Raw genomic sequence first — 16,487 nt, forward strand, 5'->3', positions numbered from 1 at the left:
AAAACATGTTGTACAGTGACATTGGTCACATAAGGAATTTTATTTTAAAAAAATTCCATGTAGAAAATAAAGGCCGCCATAACAAGAATGAAATAACCAAAACCTTTCTTTAACTTATTGCCGTCAATGAAAGTGCCAAGGTAGCTACCAATAAAGATGCCTATGAGCGAAAGGCCGGTAAAGAGGAAGAGAAAACTCCAATCTATGAGCATTGTCATAGCATCGCCCAAAAGAAAACCAAGCAAAGATTTTATGGCAATAATGACCAATGAGGTTCCTACGGCGACTTTCATTTCTACATTTGCCAAAATGACCAATGCGGGTATGATCAAGAAACCGCCACCAGCACCGATCAGTCCTGTAATACCGCCAACCAATAATCCTTCTAGAAGAATTAACGGATAATTATAGGCAACATCACCTTTAGTTGTTATAACTTTTTCCTTTTTAAGCATGGAGTATGCCGCAGGAATCATTAAAAGTGCAAATAGGCCGAACATGGCCATTCTCCGGGTAAATTGTAATTGTTCAATTTCAAAGAGGACATCTGGCATTGCTGGAACTACATAATGTCTTACCATAGTAACACCAATAATGGCAGGTATGCCAAAAACTATGGCGGTACGCCAATCTACATACCCTTTTAAATGTTGTTGCCAGCCTCCAACAAGCGCACTGGCCCCTACAGTAAATAGAGAGTAGGCCGTGGCAGCTTTTTCATTGATGGTAAACAGATAGGCCAGAACAGGTACGGCCAAAATAGAACCGCCACCGCCAATGAGTCCTAATGAAATGCCAATGACCAAGGCGCTGAAGTATCCAATAATGTGCAATATTTCCATGATATTTTTTTAATACCACAAAAGTATTGCGGGTGCCTGTCCTTGGCAGTAACAATGGTTACAGAGGCACTATAATTGAATTATTTCCAAATAATTTCTATGAAGTTTTATTTTGCCCATTTCCTCTAATTTTTTTAATAGTCTAGAGATCACCACCCTAGAGCTGTGTAGGTCGTAAGCAATTTCCTGATGCGTGTTATGTATGATATCATCTTTGGTAACCCTGGCCTTCTCCTTTAAGTAGCCTACCAAGCGTTCGTCCATTTTTTGAAAAGCGATGCTATCCAAAGTACTCAAAAGCTCGTTCAATCTTTCGTGGTAACTATTGAATACGAAGTTGCGCCATGATTTGTATTTGGCCGTCCATTCCTCCATTTTTTGAATGGGCACCATTATCAACTTTGCATTGGTTTCGGCAATGGCCCTTATTTCACTTTTTGCATCGTTTATGCAGCATGCCATGGTCATGGAGCAGGTGTCTCCCTTTTCAAGATAGTATAGCAATAACTCATCCCCATCCTCATCCTCCCTTAAAATCTTAATAGCTCCAGATATGAGAAGGGGCATACCCCTTAAATAATCACCTATTTCAATTAATTTAAAACCTTCGGGGACCTCTTTAAAAGTACCTACCTGAACAATTTCATTGATTAGTTCATTTTCAAAAATAGTTCCGTACTGTTCTTTTAAATCCTGTATCATATCAATTTTAGTTAACGTTCTGTGCTATTTTCTTGTCAAATTTAAAAAAGAAATTGGCCCAAATAATCTTAGAGACTGCGGCAATCCATGGCATTGCCAATACCAAGGCAACAACAATCAACGTAAACAATGTACCTATGCTTGTCTGTAGGCCAAAAAGTAAGGTCAGCATGTAAACTGCAACCGCTACGGCAATACCAACAGCATACGAGACATACATGGACCCCGTATAGAAACTGGGTTCTATGCTATACTTTAAATCGCACTTGGGACAGTGTTTTTTCACCTTGTTGAAGTTACTTAATTTATAGGGATTGGCTTCTAAAAATTCCCCTTTATGACATCTAGGACACTTAATAAAAAGTATACTATATAGTTTGGTACCCTTTAATAGCATATGATTAAAATTTAGAGCAAAGTTATTGGATTGCACTTTTTGATAACGTAACAATGGTTACACAAGGCCTTGGTTAAGTTGATATCCCAAAAAATCAAAATTAACGGCCAGTACCCAATATGAAACTGATAAAAGTCATATTATTTTTTAGGATGGGTACATAAGTTTGTAGTAAAATCAAATACTATGTGTTCGCTTGTTCAAAAATATAATGTACCAGGCCCTAGGTATACCAGTTACCCAACCGTACCATTTTGGGATATTTCTACATTTTCCGGTAAAAAATGGGAAGAAACGGTCAAAAAAAGCTTTCATGCGAGCAATTCAACTACGGGTATAAGCCTTTATATCCATCTGCCTTTTTGTGAAAGCATGTGTACCTTCTGTGGTTGTCATAAACGTATAACCAAGAGGCATGATGTGGAATTACCCTATCTTAAATCCGTTATTAAGGAATGGCGACTTTATACAGCGTTGTTCGATGATAGGCCAATAATCAAAGAACTTCATTTGGGTGGTGGTACACCAACCTTCTTTTCACCAGAAAACTTAAAATTTCTCATAGAGGGAATTCTAAGGATAGCGAACAAGGCTACAGATGCCTCCTTTAGTTTTGAAGGTCATCCCAACAATACCACCAAGGAACATTTACAGGCATTATACGATGTAGGATTTAGAAGGGTCAGTTTTGGGGTACAGGATTACAATGAAACCGTACAAAAAGCAATTAATAGGATACAACCTTTTGAAAATGTACGTAACGTTACCCAATGGTCCAGGGAAATAGGGTATGAGTCCGTGAGCCATGATATCATCTTTGGATTGCCACATCAAAAATTGGAACATGTGGTACACACTATTGAAAGAACCAAGGAATTAAAACCAGATAGGATCGCTTTTTACAGTTATGCCCATGTGCCTTGGTTGGCGGGTAATGGTCAACGGGGATATAATGATGCAGATCTCCCGGCGGGCGATGAAAAAAGGGCCCAGTATGAAATGGGTAAAAAAATGTTGCAGACCAGTGGGTATCAAGAAATAGGTATGGATCACTTTGCATTGGAGACAGATGCATTGTACCAGGCTATGGTAACGGGCAGCTTGCACAGGAATTTTATGGGGTATACCAGCTCCAATACCCATTTAATGATTGGTTTGGGTGCATCCAGTATTAGTGATAGTTGGTACGGATTTGCGCAGAACGTTAAGAATGTTGAAGAATATCAAAATTTGGTGAACAACAATATTATACCCTTGTATAGGGGTCATATTTTAACTGAAGAAGACCAAATTATACGTAGACATATCTTAAATTTAATGTGCCAGTTCAAGACTTCTTGGAGCGCTTTTAAATTACACTTGCCCCAAATGGACAGTATATTGGAAAGATTGAGTGAGCTAGCGGAAGACGGTATAGTTGAAATTACGGAAGGTAACTTAAAGATAACCGAAAAGGGAAGACCTTTTGTGCGGAATGTTTGTATGGCATTTGATTTACCATTGCAAAAGAAAGCACCGGAAACAAAGTTGTTTTCAATGACCGTTTAAGAAGTAACTTAGATAACATAAAATGAACTTCAAATAACAAAATCATGAAAAAGATTATTGTACTTACAGATTTTTCGGAACAATCCAATCATGCCCTTAAGGCTGCGGCGGACTTGGCTAAAAAATTCAGCGGGGAGCTGTTGGTGGTTCATATGTTGGAGCTTAATCAAGCTTTGCTTACCTCACCAGATGGGGTGTATGCGGAACAGACCGTATTCCTAGTAAAACTGGCAGAAAAGAATTTGAAGGAATTTTTGTCCAAGCCTTATCTGGAAGGACTAACGGTAACTCCCATCATTAAACATTATAAGGTGTATAGTGAATTGGATTCAATTGCCGAAGACCATAGTGCAGATTTAATCGTCATGGGATCTAACGGCACAAATGGTTTTGAGGAAATTTTTATTGGTAGCAATGCCGAGCGGGTAGTACGTAATGCTACCGTACCCGTTTTGGTCATTAAAGGGGAAATAACAGATTTTACTATTGAAAGATTTGTTTTTGCCTGTGATTTTAATGACGATAGTTTACTGGCTTTTCAAAAAGCAAGGGAATTTGCAGAATTGTTCAAAGCATCTATGGAAGTCGTTTATATCAATACCCCCAACGATAATTTTATGAGCAATAGGGATGCTTACCAGAAAATCAATAAATTTTTGACCAAGGCAAACGCAGCGGACCAAGTTGAAGTATATAATGATTATAGCGTAGAGCAGGGTATTATTAATTATGGGAACACAATTTTAGCAGATGCTATAGCCATACCTACCCACGGTCGTAAAGGCATATCGCATTTTTTTAATGGAAGCATAGGTGAGGATGTTGTTAACCATGCCAGGATTCCTGTAATTACATTTAAGATATAGCTCTAACCACATCTATAAACAAAAATAAATCCAAGGCATATGCCTTGGGTTTATTTATTTAATGTATTTCCTGTAAAATTTTAGTTACCTAGGTGTTTGTTGTAGAACTTCCAAGCTTGGTGCGCTACATCTCTTCCCAATTGTAATCCGGCAATATTATCCGCTTGAATATGGTAGCCTCCCATAACCCTAGAAATACCGGCCATATTGGCTGCTTCTGTAAAGGTCGGGAAAGTTATGGTAACCGGTTTTCCATAGTATTTGGCATCTAATTCCGTTAAGGTTCCTGGTACCAATTCAACAGATACACCAAAATTGTCATCCCCGGTAAAGAGCCGTAATACTTCTGCACAACCCCCACTAATGGTACTATGGCCAGAGGTATAGCTGGGAAAAGGAGGGCATAGAAAAACATCTGGGGAATACGGTCTCCATTCCTGACCTTTCATTTCTACGATACCTTTTCCGGGTCCGCCCCATGCTTTAATGGTCTTATCCTTATAATATTCATGAACCAACGCATAAGGTCTTGCAAAATCATAGAACATTTTAGAGTCCCAAGAGGCTATAAATGCATCCATGGCTGTAATTTCGGTTAGAAAATACATTTTCACATCTTCATCTAGGGTATGGTTGTCCCTTCTAGAAACATCTTGCGCAAATTTTAGCCAGTGACCTGCCTGTTGAACAGATTGTGGTCCATCTCGCATAAATTCAACCAAGGCCTTATCCTCATCGGTTAGGTTTGCCTGCAGGTCAACCACTTCTTTAACCTCAAGTTTTAATTGTTCCGAGCCCACCATTGGTGGCGGTCCAGGTCTAAATTGATCGGCTGAGGTAAGGGTGATAGGGGTAACCTTTTGCCAATATGGGGTTAGGCAACCAGGTGCAAATTGCCCTCCTTTGCCATCTGAAAAATATTTGGGTTGCCAACGGTTGATATCCGTACTTTCATCTGCGGTATTTACAGGACTATAATTAGTATAATCAAAATAGGGTTTGCCATTGGAACCTGATACTTCACCATATTGATTGCTTCCATCATTTTTTCTGGCTTCAATAGTAGCCCTTGCTGCAAGATTACCTATGCCCTCCGGAGTAGAGGGGTCCAAAGATTCGTTATCCGGATCCAGGCCTAGATTTATCATAAATTTTCGGAGCATATCGGTATCGGAATAATAGTATTCCTTCATGGCGCCAAATGCGGCATAGCTAATGGCTATTTCCTTATTGGAAAGGGAATGCTCTGCCAAAGGTCTTCTTTCCACATTTTTTAAATATACCGGAATAGCGTTTTGGTCATACCTGGACCATGCATCGAAAATTGTGGTAAATATCAAACCTAAATATCTGGATGTGATGGTTGGCCTTGGCTTAAATTTTTCGGTATCGGATGCAGTGGCGTCCAATGCCATTTTGCCCCATTTATAGGCAATGTTTTCGGTACCCGTTGGTTCAATGTTCTGTTGCTGTGCGGTCATATGCACTTGCAGAGAAAATAGGGTCAGTAAAAAAATAAAAATACGCTTCATTAGTTTGGTTATTAGACTATTGAACAAGAATCAAATATACTAAAGTGAGTTAAAGATTTTAAATTCATTCTGTAAGAACATTCATCATAAAATTATATAATTGTAACATTTGTGGTTTTCCCTTTTTTTTTCCTGCCCTGCCAAGGAAATAAAGTACCGTCCATAAAAGTATAAGTATGACCATGCCTCCTAATTGTATATGGTAGTTTTTGCCAAGGGAAGCACTTGAATAGGCCCAAATCCCCACCACAATAAATAGTATGGCAATGACAAAATGGATGAACATAAAAAAGGTCCATAAAGTAGGGTTGGGGCCAAAAACTCCATATAGTTTACAAGTATTATCCTCATCTACAATTTCTAAATGCAATTGTGGCGACCAAAAGTGATTGTTGAGGTTATTGAATTTTATAAAGACATGTTCATCCAATCGCTTAATTACAAAAGGGTGGTCCATAGCATGTTGAAAATGGGTCAATATGGTTTCCTTATCCTGAACCAATGTAAGCTGAAACCTTGGCCTAAGTACAATATCATTTGGTAAAGGTTTCATGGTTTGGAATATTGGAAATTAGTTATGACATTCTATGGAGCTGCTAACCATATTCGTAGCAGGAGCGGGAGAGATATATGGAATACCCAAGCCTAAACCCCTTAGTATAAATAGAATACCAATGGCAACTACAAATACAGGTATGGTCTTTTGAATTTTCTGTTTAATACCGCCCTTTAACAGACTGCTAAAATAAATTGCGGTAGTCATTAGTGGTATGGTACCTACGCCAAATAGGAGCATATATAGTCCGCCTTGTATTGAACTACCCATTGCAATAGAAGCAAAAAGGGCCATATAAACCAGACCGCAAGGTAGAAATCCATTTAGGAATCCTATGGTCAAGAAGGTATCGGGAGATTTTTTTTGGAGCTCTTTGCCCAATCTACTCTTTACCTTTGATACCAATTTAAAAATAGGTTTGGAAAAATTATACTTGTTAAAGGTTTGATATGGAATTAATACGATGAAGATCATGAGGATACCAATGGCAATGGAAAGTTTTTGTTGTAATCCAAAAACGGATAAGCCCTTTCCCAATAAACCAAATAATAATCCAATAATGCCGTATGCCAATAAACGTCCTATATGATAGATGAATATTTGTCCAAATTTTTTATAAGGGTTTGTCCTATCTACCGGAAGCAAAAAGGCAATGGGTCCGCACATTCCTACACAATGCAAACTTCCCATAAATCCTAATATGAGGGCAGACAGAATCATTTTTTATTAATGGGTTATACTTTTTTTAAACAAAAATTCCTTTCCTTGATAGCTCCATGCTATTTTAATGTCCCAACGACCATCCAACAAGCGTTCATTAGGTATGAGGAATTTTGAGTTTGTCAAGGCAATGGGTAAGTCAAAATCCAAGTGCTTATTAGATGGTCTATAAAGGGACACATTTCCTGATACCGCAGATACGTCATAATGGTTTGGGAAAACGATCAAAAGGCCTTCCTTTACATTCGTTACCTGTAGCGGTTCTATTTCGTCCTTTGCGTTTTGTTCCGCATCTATTTCTTTTTGATAGCCTAATTCTGCCTTATAATAGTCCTCGGTAACCAAATCATGGTTGGCGTCATGGCTCGTGGTCATTTTGACAACGAAGAACATGATAAAACTTATGAAACCTATTATGGCTATAACAATACCGGTACCCCAATTAATTTTCATGGTGATTTTATTTTGCTATTTATAACTGCGTGGTGCCAAAAAGCGCGCTGTAGTGGTCTCTATTAATTTATCCTTACTGTAAACCCCTATCTTAAGGTTGTTCTTATCGCCGCTTAAGACCGCTGCATTTATCTCTATAAACAACGTACCTTCTGCCAAGGCTTCTGGTTGTACGTCAAAATTTTCATGGCGTACCAGTTTAATTTCACCTTTTGGAGATATTAATTTAAAATGAACGTCCTCAACCGTTTTAGTGGTTTTGTTCAGCAATTTGTAGGTATACACATTACTGATGATGTTTCCTTCTTTATGTTCGTACAGTTGCCCTGGTAGCCTTAGAATATTTGCTTCAAGGTCGTTTCTCAGGAACATCATACCTATTAGTACCCCTGTCAATATAATCAGTACGGCGGTATACCCTTTTAAACGTGGCGTAAACTTAAATTTCTCCTTTTTGGTAATTTCATCTTCACTGGCATAACGGATCAAACCTTTTGGTAGGTTTACTTTTTCCATGATGGTATCGCATTCATCAATACATGCCGTACAATTAACACATTCCAACTGAGTTCCGTTTCTGATGTCTATTCCCGTTGGACAAACGTTTACACATTGAAAACAGTCTATGCAATCACCATGGCCAAGTGCTTCACGGTCTTCGTTCTTACGCCATTTTTTTCTTCCATTTTCAGCCTCACCACGTTTGTGGTCATAGGCAACAACAATTGATTTGTTGTCCAATAGTACTCCTTGCATACGTCCATAAGGACAGGCAATGATGCAAACTTGTTCCCTAAACCAAGCAAAGACAAAATAAAACACGGCCGTGAAAATCAACAAAGAGATCATTGTGCTTATATGCTGTGCCGGTCCGTCAGTAATGTATTGTATCAATCGGTCACTACCAATCAGATAAGCAAGAAACACATTCGCAATAATAAAGGATATGATAAAAAAGATGCTCCATTTAATCACTCTTTTTCTAATTTTTTCAGCGTTCCATTCCTGTCTGTCCAATCGCATTTGGGCACCACGGTCACCATCTATCCAATATTCAATTCTACGAAAGACCATTTCCATAAATATGGTCTGTGGACACATCCATCCACAAAAAATACGGCCAAATGCAACGGTAAACAATGCAATGAAGACCACCCCAATGATCATGGAGATTACAAATAGGTGAAAATCTTGAGGATAAAATGGAAAACCAAAAATATTAAAACGTCTTTCCAGGACATTGAACATTAAAAATTGGTTGCCGTTAATTTTGATAAAAGGGGACAAGATCAAGAATGCAAGGAGTCCATAGCTAACATATTTACGGTACTGGTAAAACTTGCCGCTGGGTTTTTTTGGAAATACCCAAGCCCGTTTACCATCTTCCTTTATGGTGCCTATAGAATCCCTGAAATGATCTTGATCTTGTGACATACTATTTTTCTTTACTGCATTTGGGAGGTATGGCCCTCCATCAATATTAGTTCATAGTAACCGATGCCGAGTCTATTGCGATTTCAGGTACATCAGTTTCTACCGGAGCTTTCTGGGCCGGAGCATTGGGATCTGCCCATATATCTCCTTCCGGTGCTTTAGGGTTTGCAGGTGTAGTGCCTTGAAAACTCAGTACATAACTTGCAACCTGGGCTATCTCTGCTGGTTTTAGATTTTGTTTCCAAGCGATCATACCCTTACCATCACGTCCACCTTCGGAAATGGTGTTGAACACATTTTTAATGCCTCCGCCAAGAATCCAATTCTGATCGGTCAGGTTAGGACCTATACCACCGCCACCATCTGCCATATGGCAGGCCACGCAATTACTTTCAAATATGCCTTTACCGGCATTAAGGTCGCCGGCATCGGTCAATAGTTCTACCGTGCTGGCGTCTACAAGGCCTTTAGCCGTTTTTTTGTATTCTTCAATTTCCAATTGGGCTGCTGCAACTTCTTGCTCGTATTCCAATTTTTGGTCGTAATCGTTAAAGACATGAAAACGCAATAGGTAAACCACACCAAATACTATTGATGCATAGAACAGGTATACCCACCAAGGTGGTAAGTTATTGTCCAGTTCTCGTATACCGTCATAATTATGGTCAAGTATAATTTCCTCTTCAGACTCTATAGGCTTGCTGCCCAACATTTTGGCATACATCTTTTTGCCCCATGTCCATTCCCATTTTTTATTTTTTTCTGCCAGATACCGTAGTTTGGCTTCTTCATCCAAGGTGTTGAACAATACGTTTTCTATAGCCTGAACAATAAATGCAATGGCCAATAGTAACAGTAAAATCAAGGCCATAAAGCCGAACATCATAGTAGGGTAGGCAATGAAAGCCGGTTTATCGCCACTTTCTATATAAATCTCCATAAGTACAACGACCATAAAAAAGGCCACTGTTATTCTAAACCACCAAGCTGTATTATTTTTCATAGGTCTTTATTTTGTTGGTTATCTTCTTCTAAGGGTAATTCGCTAACTTCTTTGATATATGATTTAGAGGCTGTTATTACCCACCAAAACAAGAGGGTGAAAAAAACAAAGAATATGAGCAATGATATCATGGGGTAGGTTGCTACACCATCTATGGTTTCCATGTAACCTTTTACAAATTTGAACATGTTTTTTAGTTTTCGTTATCAGATAATAATTCGCCAGTTTCCTTAATTTTAATATCCGTACCCAATCGTTGTAGGTAGGCTATTAAGGATACAATTTCACGGTCTCTCATTTCTGTAAATTCCTCACCGTTTTCTGCCGCATATTTTTTATCGGCCTCATAGGTTCTTGCAAAGTCAGGATCACTATATAGGTTTTGTTCTATTTTTTCCGCTTGTGCATCCATCATGGCATTGGCGTTTGCAATGTCTTCTTCTGTATAAGGAACACCAAGAGTAACCATAGCTTCCATTTTTGCTTGAATATCGCTTCTATCATGCTTATTACGTACCAACCACGCATATGCAGGCATAATGGAGCCAGATGATGTACTTTGTGGGTCATACATGTGGTTCAAGTGCCAGTTATCGGAATATTTACCACCAACCCTTAATAAATCTGGTCCTGTACGCTTACTTCCCCATAAGAAAGGATGGTCATAAACAAATTCACCGGCTTTGGCATATTCGCCATAACGTTCAACCTCACTTCTAAAAGGACGAACCATTTGTGAATGGCAACTTACACAGCCCTCTCTAATATATAGGTCACGACCTTCCAATTCTAAGGGTGTATAAGGTTTTACACTGGTAATGGTCGGTATATTGGACTTCACCAATATGGTAGGTACAATCTGTATGATACCACCGATCAATATGGCAATAGTAGCCAAAATGGTCAATTGAATTGGTTTACGCTCTAACCAAGTATGGAATGTTTCACCGGCCGTTCTTCTTTTTGAAACCTTTGTAAGGGCAGCAGCTTCTGCCAATTCGTCTTCTATGACACTACCGGCTTTAATGGTTCGTACTACATTGTAAACCATTACGATTGCACCAACTATATAAAGACTGCCACCAATGGCACGCATCCAATACATAGGCATAATTTCGTTTACGGTTTCCAAGAAGTTTCCATACACTAAAGTGCCATCAGGATTAAAATCTTTCCACATTAGGGCCTGTGTAAATCCGGCAACGTACATTGGTAAGGCATAAAGTATAATACCAAGTGTACCGATCCAGAAGTGGAAGTTGGCCAATGGGGTAGAGAATAATTTCTTCTTGGTCATTTTTGGAACCAACCAATAGATCATACCAAAGGTCAAGAAACCGTTCCAAGCCAAGGCACCTACATGAACATGGGCAATAATCCAATCACTGAAGTGGGCAATGGCATTTACATTTTTAAGGGATAGCATAGGACCTTCAAAAGTGGCCATACCGTAACCGGTAATTGCGACAACCATAAACTTTAGGACCGGATCGGTACGCACTTTGTCCCAAGCACCACGTAAGGTTAACAATCCGTTGATCATACCGCCCCATGATGGAGCCAAAAGCATGACCGAAAAAGCTACTCCTAGGTTTTGGGCCCAATCTGGTAGAGCGGAATATAATAAGTGGTGAGGACCGGCCCAGATATAAATAAAAATCAATGACCAGAAATGTACAATGGACAGTCTGTATGAATACACCGGTCTGTTCGCAGCTTTGGGAACAAAATAGTACATAAGCCCTAAAAAGGGAGTAGTAAGGAAAAATGCCACGGCATTATGCCCATACCACCATTGTACCAAAGCATCTTGTACCCCAGCGTATACGGAATAACTTTTTAGTGCCGTTACAGGTAATTCTAAACTATTGAAAATATGTAGTACTGCTACAGTAACAAATGTTGCCAAGTAAAACCATATGGCCACATACAGGTGGCGCTGTCTTCTTTTGATCATGGTGCCTATAAGGTTAATACCAAAAGCTACCCATACCAATGCAATGGCTATATCTATGGGCCATTCCAGCTCTGCATATTCCTTAGAACTAGTATAACCCAACGGAAGGGTAATAGCGGCGGCTACAATGATCAATTGCCATCCCCAGAAATTAAATTTGCTGAGAAAATCACTGTACATACGGGCTTTTAACAATCGTTGTGTAGAGTAGTAGACTCCCGCGTAAATGGCATTTCCTACAAATGCAAAGATTACCGCGTTGGTATGCAGCGGGCGTAAACGACCAAAACTTAACCATGATATACCGTCGGTTAAATTTGGAAACATGAACATGAAGGCCAATAATAAGCCTACAGACATACCCACAATACCCCAGAACATGGTTGCATAAAGGAAATTTTTCACGATTTTGTTATCGTAATAAAACTGCTGTACTTCCATAATTATACTTGTTTATTTAGTTGGATTTTATTTTTATTGAATGGAGAACAGAGAGAAAAGAAATTAGAGAACAGACTCTTGTTAATTTGCAAATGTCCTACACGTTTAATCATTTACTCTTTACTTTACTTTTTTTAGGTTTAACCAGTTCGTCCTCAAAAAGCATGCGAACAGAAGGGGTGTAAGAGTCATCGTATTGGCCGTGCCTGACCGAAATGATAAAAGCGATAAAAAAGATGATTGCCACTACCAGGCTAATCGTCAATAACACATAAATTACACTCATACCTAATTGAATTATGCTGTAAAATTAGGAGTGGAAAAGCCCTTAGAAAATGACATTTGTCATACTTTATTATTTTCCGTGTACAACCGTATTTTCGGGTTTGAAAAATATAAACCACGTGTTGTTATATTGCTTTAAATCAATAATTTAGGGTAATGTAAAAATTCAGATTAGTTAAAAACTAAAGGAGTGAAGAATTGATTTTTTATTAAAAATAAATTGAATACCCCAATTGGGTTAGTGTTCAATTTTAAGAAAGTTTTCTTCCTAAAAGATTGGTCATTATCGTCGTAAACACAACTATACTTATAGAGCTTAGCGGCATTAAGATTGCTGCAATAACTGGCTCTAATTGCCCGGTGACGGCAAAGTAGAGGCCTATACAATTATAGAGCAAGGATAGTACAAAACTCATTTTAATTATTTGTATTGACTTTCTGGATGCTAGGATATATTGATATAACTGTTGAAATTTGGAAGCATCTAAAATTGCATCACATGCGGGGGAGAATACATTGATGTTTTCTGATATGGCAATGCCTACATTACTTTGGGCTAAGGCACCGGCATCATTTAGTCCATCACCAACCATCAACACTTTTTTTCCTTGATCCTGTAAAGTTTTGATGAAATTAAGTTTTGTTTCCGGTTTTTGGTTAAAATACAACGGGGTCAGTTTAGGAAGTAGTGCCTCTAGGCGTTCTTTTTCACCCTCATTATCACCTGACAGGATTGCTAGATTCAATGTTTCTGACATGTTCTTGAAAACGGAGGACAACCCTTCGCGATACTGATTATGAAAAACGTAGCGCCCTTTATACGCATTGTTGGAGCTGATATAAATTGAGGTATCCATTAAATTTTCAGTAGTAAACTTACCCACAAAATTTGCTGAACCAATTTTCATTTTAATATCGTCTTTTGAGCTCTTTAGCCCATTACCAATATGTTCTTCGTATTCATCTAACGTTATGATATCCTGTTCTTTAAGAAGGTCATATAAAGATCTGCTTAAAGGATGGTTAGAGGCCCTAATGGTATTTTTCAATATAGATTCCTCATCAGGTGTTAAAGGCATACCCTCATAGTGCGCCGTACTTTTTTGTGTGGTCGTAATCGTCCCTGTTTTATCAAATATTGCAGTATCTATCTTGGCCAATTGTTCAATGGTCTGCGTATTTTTTATATAGAATTTTTTCTTCCCAAAAATACGGAGCATGTTGCCAAGTGTAAAAGGAGAGGCCAATGCTATTGCGCAAGGACATGCAATGATCAATACCGCGGTAAATACGTTCAAGGCTTTACCGGGGTCATAAAAAAGCCAGAATGCCGTGGCTAAAAAAGCAATGGATAGTACCCCAATGGTAAATCGTTTGCCAATACTGTCCGTAAGGTTTTGGAATGCGGTAGCCTTATCCGTTTTAAAGACTGCATTGCCCCATAGCTGGGTTAAATAGCTTTGGGAAACGGATTTGGAGGCAATCATTTCTATGACCCCGCTCAATTGTTTTCCGCCTGCAAAAATTTGTTCTCCAATTTTTTTTGATACCGGTTCTGACTCTCCTGAAACAAAACTGTAATCTATTTGCGCATTGCCATAGGTAAGCTTGCCGTCGACCGGAATCATTTCTTCATTTCTGATTAAAATTCTATCACCTTTGGCAATTTCCTGTACGGGTACCGTTTCTTCCTTTCCATTAGGGGTTAGGCGAGTTATGGCTATGGGAAAATAAGATTTGTAATCTCGCTCAAAGGACAAAAAGCTATAGGTGCGCTGTTGGAAGAATTTACCAAGTAGGAGAAAGAATACCAACCCGGTAAGCGAGTCAAAAAATCCGCTGCCAAGGTTAAAGGTTATATCAAACGTGCTTCTAAGAAAAAGAACTACGATGCCAAGGGCAATGGGTACATCAATATTTAAGATTTTGGCACGTAAGCCTTTAAAGGCGGATACAAAATAATCACTTGCGGCATAGAAAACCACTGGTAACGAGAAAACAAACATGAGCCAACGGAATACATCTTGATATTTGTTCAGCCAGTATTCTCCCCCAGAAGCGGCGCTAGAGCCTAGGTCAAAATATTCCGGAAAGGATAGGAACATGACATTCCCAAATGCAAATCCGGCTACGCCCAGCTTATAGAGCAGACTTTTATCCGTTGTTTTTTTACTGCCCTCAAAATCCTCTAAGGATATGTAAGGTTCATAGCCAATTTTTGCCAATAGCAATACCAGTTCCTTTAAACTAATGCCTTCCTGCTTGTACGTAACCCGAATAGTTTTTTGTGGAAAATCTACTTGAGAATTGGTTACCTGTGGGTTTAGCTTGTTTAAATTCTCCAATATCCAGATACAGGAGCTACAATGAATGGTAGGGATGTAAAGGTTTACGATCTGTACGGCACCATCATTAAACTCCGTTAACCTAGATATGATTTCTTCGTTATCAAGGAAATCATATTTACCTTCTATAGCTTTAGGTGTTGTACCCGCAGCCTCCTGCAGGTCGTAATAGTATGAGAGATCGTTACTGCTAAAGATTTCATAGACCGTTTTACATCCTGCACAACAAAAAGGTTTTTCGTCAAATGTAATTGGCGTACCCGTGCATGTATCCCCGCAATGAAAACAATTTGTAGTCTGCATAGTTATTGCTAAAACTTATATCAAAGATGAAAATGATGACATTTTAATACTATGACATTTGTCAGCTTTTAACTTCAGCCAATAAATAACCATCATAATTTGGATTTTATTGATAGTAATATTTCTAAATGTGTGGCCGAAAAAGGTTACCGGATAAGGCTTTTGTTGAAATATGGCAAAGTTAGTTATGGGTATCACTAATTATTCGGCATTTGCAAAATATAGTTCAAACGCTTCGGTTTATTATAAATATCTTTAGCGCCAGAAATTAGTAACTAACAATAAACGAAAAGTGAGCGGGGTTAACGAAAAAAAAGTTGCTGCCTTGGAAGCGGTAAAATATGTAAAATCTGGAATGAAGGTTGGCTTGGGTACGGGTTCTACGGCCTTTTATATGATTCAGGCCATTGGCGAAATGGTCAAGAACGGACTTAATATCAAGGCAGTGGCAACATCCGTGGAGACCGAAAAATTGGCAAAAAGCCTCGGAATAGAAATAATTACGCTTGCTGAGGCAAAAAGGCTGGACATCACCATAGATGGCGCGGATGAAGTCAATGAAGAATTTCAATTGATTAAAGGCGGGGGCGGTGCATTGTTACGGGAAAAAATTGTAGCCCATAATACCGATCTAAATATTATCATAGCAGATTCGTCCAAGAAGGTATCAAGATTGGGAAAATTTAAATTGCCCATAGAGACCATACCGTTTGCTACCCAATTGATCATTAGTGAACTGGAGGCCATGAATTTGGAACCTATACAACGATTAAACGGTGATCAAGTCTATAGGACAGATGAAAATAACGATATCATTGATGTAAATATTTGGAATTGTGATGAACCGTTATCAGATTTGGAGCAACGCTTAAAGGCTATACCGGGGATTGTAGAAACCGGCTTGTTTTTAACCACGACCAATGTGGTCATTGTTGCAGAAGGAGAAAAAGCGGTAAGTAGAAAAAGGTAGCTTGTCTGGAAGAAAGCTTTAATGGTGTCCATAGAAACAAGGATATAATCTTTGATTTTGGTCGTAAGTATTATTTGTAGGTGGGTATTGCCTTCCGGTCCTAAATACAGAAAATGAAAATTTTGTTACATTA

Annotated in this window: 16 protein-coding genes; 3 read left to right on the forward strand and 13 right to left on the reverse strand. The window is 38.7% G+C overall.

The genetic code is table 11. The features are described from left to right. Positions 1 to 44 precede the first annotated feature (44 nt). From CHB68_RS06035 to CHB68_RS06045, 3 genes are all read right to left on the reverse strand, one after another. The gene (locus CHB68_RS06035) at positions 45 to 842 is read right to left on the reverse strand and encodes a sulfite exporter TauE/SafE family protein (RefSeq protein WP_089259972.1); all 798 of its coding nucleotides are present in this window, start codon (positions 840 to 842) and stop codon (positions 45 to 47) included. 69 nt (positions 843 to 911) lie between these two features. Next, positions 912 to 1,544 carry a Crp/Fnr family transcriptional regulator gene (locus CHB68_RS06040; protein WP_089259973.1) on the reverse strand — a complete coding sequence of 211 codons (633 nt, stop codon included), beginning with the start codon at positions 1,542 to 1,544 and terminating at the stop codon, positions 912 to 914. Positions 1,545 to 1,551: 7 nt separating this feature from the next. Further along, a complete protein-coding gene (locus CHB68_RS06045; protein ID WP_089259974.1) occupies positions 1,552 to 1,941 on the reverse strand; it encodes a DUF983 domain-containing protein in 390 nt (129 codons plus the stop codon). Between the two features lie 186 nt (positions 1,942 to 2,127). Between CHB68_RS06045 and hemN the strand changes: the two genes are divergently transcribed. Together hemN and CHB68_RS06055 are read left to right on the forward strand one after the other, a co-directional pair. Beyond that, entirely contained in the window at positions 2,128 to 3,489 is a 1,362-nt protein-coding gene (hemN, locus tag CHB68_RS06050) for an oxygen-independent coproporphyrinogen III oxidase (protein ID WP_089259975.1), read from the forward strand. Between the two features lie 44 nt (positions 3,490 to 3,533). Further along, positions 3,534 to 4,355, forward strand: coding sequence for a universal stress protein (locus tag CHB68_RS06055; RefSeq protein WP_089259976.1), 822 nt, complete (start codon positions 3,534 to 3,536; stop codon positions 4,353 to 4,355). An 80-nt stretch (positions 4,356 to 4,435) separates the two neighbouring features. Here the strand turns inward: CHB68_RS06055 and CHB68_RS06060 are convergent, their stop codons facing one another. The 10 genes from CHB68_RS06060 to CHB68_RS06105 all read right to left on the reverse strand — a co-directional run bounded on the left by CHB68_RS06060 (position 4,436) and on the right by CHB68_RS06105 (position 15,384). Further along, positions 4,436 to 5,887 carry a vanadium-dependent haloperoxidase gene (locus CHB68_RS06060; protein WP_089259977.1) on the reverse strand — a complete coding sequence of 484 codons (1,452 nt, stop codon included), beginning with the start codon at positions 5,885 to 5,887 and terminating at the stop codon, positions 4,436 to 4,438. A 64-nt stretch (positions 5,888 to 5,951) separates the two neighbouring features. Continuing rightward, positions 5,952 to 6,440 carry a GTP-binding protein gene (locus CHB68_RS06065; RefSeq protein WP_089259978.1) on the reverse strand — a complete coding sequence of 163 codons (489 nt, stop codon included), beginning with the start codon at positions 6,438 to 6,440 and terminating at the stop codon, positions 5,952 to 5,954. Between the two features lie 18 nt (positions 6,441 to 6,458). Further along, positions 6,459 to 7,163 (reverse strand): sulfite exporter TauE/SafE family protein, encoded by a 705-nt coding sequence (locus tag CHB68_RS06070; protein WP_089259979.1) that lies wholly within the window; start codon positions 7,161 to 7,163, stop codon positions 6,459 to 6,461. A gap of 6 nt (positions 7,164 to 7,169) precedes the next feature. After that, positions 7,170 to 7,616, reverse strand: a complete 447-nt coding sequence (locus CHB68_RS06075; protein ID WP_089259980.1) for a FixH family protein — start codon at positions 7,614 to 7,616, stop codon at positions 7,170 to 7,172. A gap of 15 nt (positions 7,617 to 7,631) precedes the next feature. Beyond that, a complete protein-coding gene (gene ccoG / locus CHB68_RS06080) occupies positions 7,632 to 9,050 on the reverse strand; it encodes a cytochrome c oxidase accessory protein CcoG (protein WP_089259981.1) in 1,419 nt (472 codons plus the stop codon). Positions 9,051 to 9,096: 46 nt separating this feature from the next. Next, on the reverse strand, positions 9,097 to 10,053 hold the full coding sequence (locus tag CHB68_RS06085) for a cbb3-type cytochrome c oxidase N-terminal domain-containing protein (protein WP_089259982.1): 957 nt from the start codon (positions 10,051 to 10,053) through the stop codon (positions 9,097 to 9,099). Beyond that, on the reverse strand, positions 10,050 to 10,241 hold the full coding sequence (locus tag CHB68_RS06090; protein ID WP_089259983.1) for a CcoQ/FixQ family Cbb3-type cytochrome c oxidase assembly chaperone: 192 nt from the start codon (positions 10,239 to 10,241) through the stop codon (positions 10,050 to 10,052). Before CHB68_RS06090 ends, CHB68_RS06085 begins: the two co-directional genes overlap by 4 nt. 5 nt (positions 10,242 to 10,246) lie before the next feature. Continuing rightward, positions 10,247 to 12,451 carry a cytochrome-c oxidase, cbb3-type subunit I gene (gene ccoN, locus CHB68_RS06095; RefSeq protein WP_089259984.1) on the reverse strand — a complete coding sequence of 735 codons (2,205 nt, stop codon included), beginning with the start codon at positions 12,449 to 12,451 and terminating at the stop codon, positions 10,247 to 10,249. 109 nt (positions 12,452 to 12,560) lie between these two features. After that, the gene (gene ccoS / locus CHB68_RS06100) at positions 12,561 to 12,737 is read right to left on the reverse strand and encodes a cbb3-type cytochrome oxidase assembly protein CcoS (protein ID WP_089259985.1); all 177 of its coding nucleotides are present in this window, start codon (positions 12,735 to 12,737) and stop codon (positions 12,561 to 12,563) included. A gap of 250 nt (positions 12,738 to 12,987) precedes the next feature. Next, on the reverse strand, positions 12,988 to 15,384 hold the full coding sequence (locus CHB68_RS06105; protein WP_089259986.1) for a heavy metal translocating P-type ATPase: 2,397 nt from the start codon (positions 15,382 to 15,384) through the stop codon (positions 12,988 to 12,990). A 292-nt stretch (positions 15,385 to 15,676) separates the two neighbouring features. Here CHB68_RS06105 and rpiA point away from each other — a divergent pair, with 292 nt between their 5' ends. Then, the gene (gene rpiA / locus CHB68_RS06110; protein ID WP_089259987.1) at positions 15,677 to 16,354 is read left to right on the forward strand and encodes a ribose-5-phosphate isomerase RpiA; all 678 of its coding nucleotides are present in this window, start codon (positions 15,677 to 15,679) and stop codon (positions 16,352 to 16,354) included. Positions 16,355 to 16,487 lie beyond the last annotated feature (133 nt).

The organism is Maribacter sedimenticola (assembly GCF_900188415.1).
Lineage (GTDB): Bacteria > Bacteroidota > Bacteroidia > Flavobacteriales > Flavobacteriaceae > Maribacter > Maribacter sedimenticola.